The sequence below is a fragment of the Nostoc sp. UHCC 0251 genome, from assembly GCF_034932245.1.
Classification (GTDB): Bacteria; Cyanobacteriota; Cyanobacteriia; order Cyanobacteriales; family Nostocaceae; genus Nostoc.
The window spans coordinates 1-7,507 of record NZ_JAYGHD010000440.1 but is presented as its reverse complement, the minus strand read 5'-3'; the positions used below and the strand labels follow the sequence as shown (position 1 = coordinate 7,507).

Sequence of the window (7,507 nt, the reverse complement as noted above, 5' to 3'; positions counted from 1 at the left end):
CACCCCACAAGAGATTCATTTTTTTGAGGATGCAAATTAAAAGATTTTTAGCTTAGTACTCCAATCCCAGTAAGCGATGCACAACCTTCGACAGCTCCGATTTTCGCAGCACCCTGCCTCGCTTCACAACCGAGGCTCTGAAGGCGAATCAGGCGCTAATTAATCTGCTTGGCAGCATTGCAGAACGAAAAGAGGCGACACCTGCTCAGATTGCGATCGCCTGGCTGCTGGCTCAGAAGCCGTGGATTGTTCCAATCCCAGGCACCACAAAGCTGCATCGCTTGGACGAAAATATCGGGGCAGTCTCAGTTGAACTCACTGACAACCTGCCATTTGGCGATGTGTGGGAACGTCCTGAGCTATCAAAGCGCGATCGCAGACTAGTGACCGTCAGCGCACTGATCGCAATGAACCGTCCTGACCAGCTTCGATCTCACCTCGTGAGAACGCGCGAAAATGGCGTGACCCAGGACGAGCCAATCGAGACCATTACCCACTTGGCGTTTTACGCGGGCTGGCCCAACGCAGTTACCGCGATTTCCGTGGCTAAAGAAGTCTTCGAGAAGAAATGACGCCCAAGGGAAGATTCAAAAGCGCCTTCAGTGGGTGTAGATCCTTAGAAGAGTCGGCACGAAAAACAAACAGTTGTCCCAATACTGCTCGGTTAAGCATTTTTAACTCGGCATTGGGTTTGGGGAAAAGGTTAAAGGGTAAAGGTTAAAGGTTTTTTCTTTCCCCTTTCCCCTTCCCCTTTTCCCCTTAACCGACAAGTATTGACAGTTGTCCAGGGGTTGTTCAAGAATTTTGCAAGGAGGATCATGGACGATAATCAACAACGGAAAGATTTCAGTTCAAGCCAGAGCGATGAGCAACTCAGCGCAGACGAAGAAACACTGCTCGACCAACTCGGTATTTCTGGCGCTGCTCGCCGCAAATTCTTGGGGCAAAGTATGGCTGCTGCACTCGGCACCTTCGCCTTCCACCTGCTGGCTAAGGAGGAGGTCTTTGCCACGCTCGCCGCTTCGCCCGACGCAGTATTCGCCCCAAACGCTGGGGTGGAAAACGCCGTTAAGGTTCTTTTGAAAATCAACGGCTCGACTCAACGCCTGGAAGTGGATTCGCGCATGGCGCTGCTCGACGCCCTGCGCGAAAGACTTGGATTGACCGGCACCAAAAAAGGGTGCGATCAGGGACAGTGCGGCGCTTGTACGGTGATCGTTGACGGCCGCCGCGTGCTTTCGTGTTTGACACTTGCTGCGAGCTGCGAGGGGAAAGAGGTGACGACCATCGAAGGGCTAGCTGAGGGTGACGAACTTCATCCGATGCAGGCGGCGTTCATCAAACACGACGGCTTCCAGTGCGGCTACTGCACGCCGGGGCAGATATGTTCGGCGGTGGCGCTTCTGCAAGAAGCCAAAAACGGCGACGCGAGTCACGTCACTAACAATTTGCGGACGAACGCTCAGAATTTAAGACTCTCTGATGAAGAAATCAGAGAACGCATGAGCGGCAACATTTGCCGTTGCGGTGCGTATCCGGGAATCGTTGCGGCAATCAGAGAAGTTCATTCCGGGCGCGAAACAGCCCAGACTTGGCATTTCGCTACCGATGAAGAAATTGCCGTGGCCTTAAATCAGGAGGGCAAAGCCGATGAAATCGTTTAAATATTCCAGCGCAACTGATGCAGCAAACGCCGTTGGCACCGTTTTTGCCAATCAAACGGCAAAGTTTCTGGCAGGCGGGACAAATCTGATTGATTTGATGAAAGAATACGTCGAGCGTCCCAGCGAACTTGTTGACATATCAAGTTTGAATCTGGCACAGATTAGATCGACCTCGAACGGAATTTCTATCGGCGCGTTAGCCAAAAATACTGATACGGCTAACCATGCACTCGTCCGGCAGAATTACCCGCTTTTGTCAATGGCGATTTTAGCTGGTGCCTCCGTGCAGCTTCGTAATATGGCGACCAACGGGGGAAATTTGATGCAACGCACCCGTTGCCAGTATTTTTACGACATCGCTATGCCGTGCAACAAACGCGAACCCGGCAGCGGATGTGGAGCTATTCAGGGGCTTAATCGCATTCATGCCATTTTTGGTTACAGCGATAAATGCGTGGCAACTTACCCAGGCGATATGGCGAATGCGCTTTATGCGCTTGACGCAGTAGTGAGGATTCGCGGCACGAACGGGCAAGAACGTACAATCCCGATCCCAGATTTCCATCGCTTGCCGGGCAACACGCCGGAAAAAGATCACAATCTTCAGCATGGGGAATTGATCGTCGGCATCGAAATGCCAAAGAATAACTTCGCCAACAAGTCTTATTACCTCAAAGTTCGCGATCGCGCTTCCTATGCTTTCGCACTGCTTGCCGTGGCTGCTGCTTTAGAAACAAGCGGCAACAACATCAAACAGGCACGCGTTGTTTTGGGAAGTGTCGCGCATAAGCCCTGGCGTTCAGCCGAAGCGGAAAAGGTTTTGATCGGAAAACCTGCGACGGAAGAAACTTTTCGGGCTGCTGCCGAAGCGGCTCTCAAAGATGCGAAACCGCTCGAACATAACGGTTATAAAGTCGAACTGGGCAAACGCGCCATTGCTCTGGCTTTGCAGCGAGCAATGACGGGCGGTGCGGCGTAATTAGGGAGAATAAAAGAAATGGCAAGATACATCGGCAAAGAAATGAGCCGCGTGGACGGCATCGCAAAAGTGACGGGCAAGGCTAAATACGCGGCGGAATTCCAGGTTCCCAATCTCGCTTACGGTTTTATCGTGCTAGGAACCGTAGCAAAGGGCACGATTAAATCAATCGACACGCGTGAGGCTGAAGGCGCTGCGGGCGTAATTCGCGTCTTCACACACCTGAACGCACCGAAGCTTAGTCCGAAGTCTTCCACGGAGCAGTCCCCGCCCCGCGCCACCGAGGAGCAAGACAAGTCGTTTCGGGCGCTCCAGTCCGACAAAATCTTCTTCAACATGCAGCCTGTGGCACTCGTCGTCGCCGAGACATACGAGCAGGCACGTTATGCGGCACGTCTCGTTAAAGTCTCCTACAACTCACAGCAGCACATGACCGACACTGAGGCGGTTCGCACAAGCGCTCGCGTCCCCACCCAAGGGCCGCCTCCGAAGCCGCGCGGTAATCCCGAAGAGGCGATGCGTACAGCGGCCGTGAAGGTAGAGGCAGAGTACCGCATCCCTATCGAGCATCACAACCCGATGGAGCCGCACGCGGCGATCGCAGTCTGGCAAGGCGACAAGCTAACAGTCTTCGACAAGACGCAGGGGGTCTATAGCGTACGCACACATTTGGCTTCGAGCTTCGGCGTGCCTGAGGAAAACGTGAGCGTGGTTTCGCCCTTCGTCGGCGGGGCTTTCGGATCGTCGCTGCGCCCGAACTATTATCCAGCGCTGACAGCGATGGCAGCCCGCGAACTCAAGCGCCCAGTCAAGGTTGTCTATACGCGCACACAAATGTTCACTGGCCACGGCTATCGTCCGCACACGATTCAGAAGATCGCGATCGGCGCACAGCGATCGGGAAAGCTCTCCACGATGATTCATGAAGCTGTACACAACACCTCCACCATTGAGGAGTTCTCAGACGACACCACGCGTTTCACCCGCCAGGTCTACGCCTGCCCGAACCTCTACGCGCCGCTGAAGATTACCGACACAGACCTCCCCACCCCGACCTGGATGCGCGCACCGGGAGCCGTTAGCGGCATGTTCGCCCTCGAATGCGCGATGGACGAGCTGGCCTACGCGCTCAAGATCGACCCGCTCCAACTTCGGCTGATCAACTATGCCGAAGTAGACCCCGAGAGCGGCCAGCCATTTTCGAGTAAGGCGTTGCGGGAGTGCTATCGACTCGGCGCGGAAAAGTTCGGGTGGAAGAATCGCAAGTTTGAGCCGCGCTCGATGCGTGACGGACGCCTACTCGTCGGTTGGGGAATGGCGACCGGCGTCTGGGGCGCTTCCCAGATGCCTGCTGCCGCCCTCATCACGCTGCGGGTGGACGGCACGGCGCGAGTCGCCAGTGCAACCAGCGACATCGGACCTGGCACCTACACCGTGATGACCATGATCGCTGCCGAGTATCTGGGGCTGAAGTTGGAGCAGGTGAAATTTGAACTCGGCGACACGAAGTTCCCTCGATCACCGTCGCAGGGGGGATCTTGGACGACGGCGAGCGTCGGCTCGGCCGTGCGCGGGGCGGCTCTGGCCATCGGCACGAAGTTGCTCACGCTCGCAAACCGGGAACCGAATTCTCCGCTCAAGGGGACAGCCGCCTCCGATGTCGAGATGCTCGACGGGCGACTGCGACTAAAAAGCGACCCGTCGCGTTTCGTCAACATCTCCACAGTTATGAAGCGTAATGGTCTCACCGCAATCACGGAAACATTCGAGTCGCTTCCCTCAGAGGAGCGCGAGAAGTATACTACGATGGCGCACGGCGCGCAGTTCATTGAAGTGAAGGTTGATCCCGATGTCGGAACTGTCCACGTCACGCGCGCAATTGAAGTAACCGCCTGCGGCAAGATCATGAATCCGAAGGCCTCGCACAGCCAGGAAATCGGCGGCGTTGTATGGGGCATTGGTATGGCGCTGCAAGAGGCGACTGAAATCGACCATCGTTACGGGCGGATCATGAATCCGAATTTGCAGCACTATCACGTGCCGGTTAATGCCGATATCTTGGAGATCGAAACGATATTCGTTGAGGAAGATGATAAAATTGTCAATCCGCTCGGTGTTAAAGGCATGGGCGAACTCGGCATGGTCGGCATCCCGGCAGCGATCGCCAACGCCGTCTTCCATGCCACAGGCAAGCGCATCAGGGAGTTGCCGATTACGCCCGACAAGCTGCTGTGAGTGAGGTCATTTGATGAACCAAGTGCAAGCGGTAGTCGCAGCGAAGATTAGGGGAAACGGTATGTGCTGGCAATGGTGGGCAGTGTGGAAAGCTCTTCGTACCGTTGCCCTGGTGCGCGGATGCTGGTCTGCGAACCACCAGTACCGGAACGATCGGTGCCGTTTGCCTCGAAGCTGACGTTATCGAACACGCAAAGAACTTCATCAGAACGGGCGCAGCGAAGCTCGTCGAGTACAATACCGCCTCGGCGAGCGACAAGAGTAATTGATACAGCAATTCAAAATTCACGCATTAAAGAATTCCTGTCTTTTCTAGACTTACACTATCCATGAAAGAACTTCAAAACATACTCGCAGCTTTTGAGCAAACTCAAAATCAAGGTCAACTCACAGCCCTAGCCACTGTTGTCAAAACCAGTGGCTCTGTATACCGTCGCCCTGGTGCGCGGATGCTGCTCACTGAAGAAGGGCAAATGATTGGTTGCGTGAGCGGTGGTTGCTTAGAAAGTGATGTGTTTGAAAAAGCCCAAGCCCTAATGTTTACTGACGGAGTTCCGGTTGTTGTCAATTATAATACTACTGCCAGCGATGATATTGTTTGGGGATTTGGTCTTGGTTGTAATGGTGTAATTGAGGTACTGATTGAGCCGCTTTCTAACCAATTAGCCAAAGATCAACTAGATTTTATTGCACAATGTCTGCATGGGCAACAGTCGGGAGTAATGGCTACCGTATTTAAAATAACTGGAGACAGCGCCAAAATAGCATCTCGATTGTTCTTGAAGCCAGATGGTACTGTTATTAGTGATATTGAAGATGAGTCACTTGTGCAACAGATTTTGGTAGATGTGCAACAAATACTCAACCAAGGAAAATCGCGGTTAAAGTCTTATATTCTTCCCGGTGGTATCGCTGAAGTATTCCTAGAAGTCATTCATCCTGCTGTTCCTTTAGTAGTTTTTGGTGCAGGTCATGATGCCATTCCCGTTGTTAATCTTGGTAAACACCAAGGTTGGCACGTCACAGTTGTTGATAACAGACCTGGCTATATTACTTTTGAGCGTTTTCCTGATTGTGACCAAATTATTTTCAGCGAACCCCAAGCAATTCAGAACCACCTGAATCTCAATTCACGCACAGTTGCTATAGTTATGACTCATAAATATGAGAGTGATTTGGCACTGCTGCGAACCTTATTACCTTCTCCTGTACGCTACATTGGTATTCTTGGGCCTAAAAACCGCACCCAGCGATTACTGCAAGACCTCAAATCTGAAGGATTCGTGCCAACAGACGCACAACTACAACGTCTCTACGCTCCTGTAGGTCTGGATATTGGCGCAGATTCACCAGAAGTAATTGCGCTGGCTATCGTTACTGAAATTCAAATGGTATTAACGGGTCGATCCGGTCAGTCTCTAAAAGACCGAAAAGCACCCATTCATCAGGGTAGTGAATCCAACACTGTTTGTATTGATGGAGTTTTGATGAACGGATGAACCAGGTAAGTGAACAAACCGAAATGAAACAGACTGAAGCTATAGCCACGATCGGGGTGTTGATTCTTGCAGCAGGCGCATCAACTCGTTTGGGCAAACCCAAGCAACTGCTGCAATATCAAGGACAGAGTTTTCTACGCCATACCGCAAAAATAGCGATCGCTTCAGGATGCCAACCCGTTGTTGTCGTGTTGGGCGCACAGACAAAACAACTGCGGTCACAGCTGAGTGATTTACCTGTCACTATTATGGAAAATCACGATTGGGCAACAGGAATCAGTTCTTCGATTCACGTAGGGCTGGAGGCATTACAAACCCAATGTCATATGCTTGAGGCAGCGATCATCACTCTTTGCGATCAGCCATTGATCTCAGTGCGATTGATTCAGCAATTGGTTGAACAGTATAGGTTAAAAGGTAAGCGGATCGTCACCTCTGCATATGCTGGAACTGTTGGTGTTCCCGCTCTATTCGATCTGACGCTATTTCCAGATTTGATGCTTTTACAGGGTGATGTAGGTGCCAAACGACTGATTCATCAATTAATTGATGAAGTTGTTCCTGTTTCATTTCCTGATGGTGCGATCGACATCGACACTCCACTAGACTATGAACGATTTTTAGCGGGACTTAAACAGAACAGGAAATAAAAGAAGCCTTCACAAGTCTGGTTCGAGTGGGCGAGGAAGCAGAGTAGGGTGTTAGCAATGTCACATGGGTAATACGCCGATGTAGAGGCTGTAGAGTTGCAGGATAGGATGTGGCGATTTCCCCTTCAACGGGTTGCACATAGTTCCGAGCGCGCCAAAAGGTTTACTCAACCAACACCGTGAGGATTAAAAATATGGTGAAAAATCACTGTTTAGCCAAGTCTATTAATGATGCATCTTGGTATCAGTTTCGTGTCTGGGTTGAATATTTTGGAAAAGTATTTAAACGTGTCACGGTTGCGGTTAATCCGCAATACAGTAGCCAGGAATGCTCTAGCTGCGGTGAAGTTGTCAAAAAAACTCTATCTACTAGAACCCCAATACTTCTCGGTTAAGGGGAAAAGGGGAAAGGGAAAAAGGGAAATAAAAAACCTTTAACCCTTACCCTTTACCCTTTACCCCAAACCCGATTCCGAGTTA

7 protein-coding genes and 1 pseudogene are annotated in these 7,507 nt (G+C 51.6%); all 8 read left to right on the top strand.

Annotation, left to right across the window (positions count from 1 at the left end):
* Positions 1-113: 113 nt before the first annotated feature.
* Positions 114-572 carry an aldo/keto reductase gene (locus tag VB740_RS34805; protein ID WP_323204370.1) on the top strand — a complete coding sequence of 153 codons (459 nt, stop codon included), beginning with the start codon at positions 114-116 and terminating at the stop codon, positions 570-572.
* Between the two features lie 246 nt (positions 573-818).
* Positions 819-1,664 carry a 2Fe-2S iron-sulfur cluster-binding protein gene (locus VB740_RS34800; RefSeq protein ID WP_323204369.1) on the top strand — a complete coding sequence of 282 codons (846 nt, stop codon included), beginning with the start codon at positions 819-821 and terminating at the stop codon, positions 1,662-1,664.
* Positions 1,651-2,643 (top strand): xanthine dehydrogenase family protein subunit M, encoded by a 993-nt coding sequence (locus tag VB740_RS34795; protein ID WP_323204368.1) that lies wholly within the window; start codon positions 1,651-1,653, stop codon positions 2,641-2,643. Before VB740_RS34800 ends, VB740_RS34795 begins: the two co-directional genes overlap by 14 nt.
* An 18-nt stretch (positions 2,644-2,661) precedes the next feature.
* Complete coding sequence (locus VB740_RS34790) at positions 2,662-4,878, top strand: xanthine dehydrogenase family protein molybdopterin-binding subunit (protein ID WP_323204367.1); 2,217 nt, start codon at positions 2,662-2,664, stop codon at positions 4,876-4,878.
* A gap of 104 nt (positions 4,879-4,982) precedes the next feature.
* Positions 4,983-5,147, top strand: a complete 165-nt coding sequence (locus tag VB740_RS36920; protein WP_416291234.1) for an XdhC family protein — start codon at positions 4,983-4,985, stop codon at positions 5,145-5,147.
* A 60-nt stretch (positions 5,148-5,207) separates the two neighbouring features.
* Positions 5,208-6,377, top strand: a complete 1,170-nt coding sequence (locus tag VB740_RS34780) for an XdhC/CoxI family protein (RefSeq protein ID WP_323204365.1) — start codon at positions 5,208-5,210, stop codon at positions 6,375-6,377.
* A 23-nt stretch (positions 6,378-6,400) separates the two neighbouring features.
* Complete coding sequence (locus tag VB740_RS34775) at positions 6,401-7,027, top strand: nucleotidyltransferase family protein (RefSeq protein WP_323204364.1); 627 nt, start codon at positions 6,401-6,403, stop codon at positions 7,025-7,027.
* 179 nt (positions 7,028-7,206) lie between these two features.
* Positions 7,207-7,410: pseudogene (locus tag VB740_RS34770) on the top strand (zinc ribbon domain-containing protein); the annotation flags it as partial.
* Between the last annotated feature and the right edge of the window lie 97 nt (positions 7,411-7,507).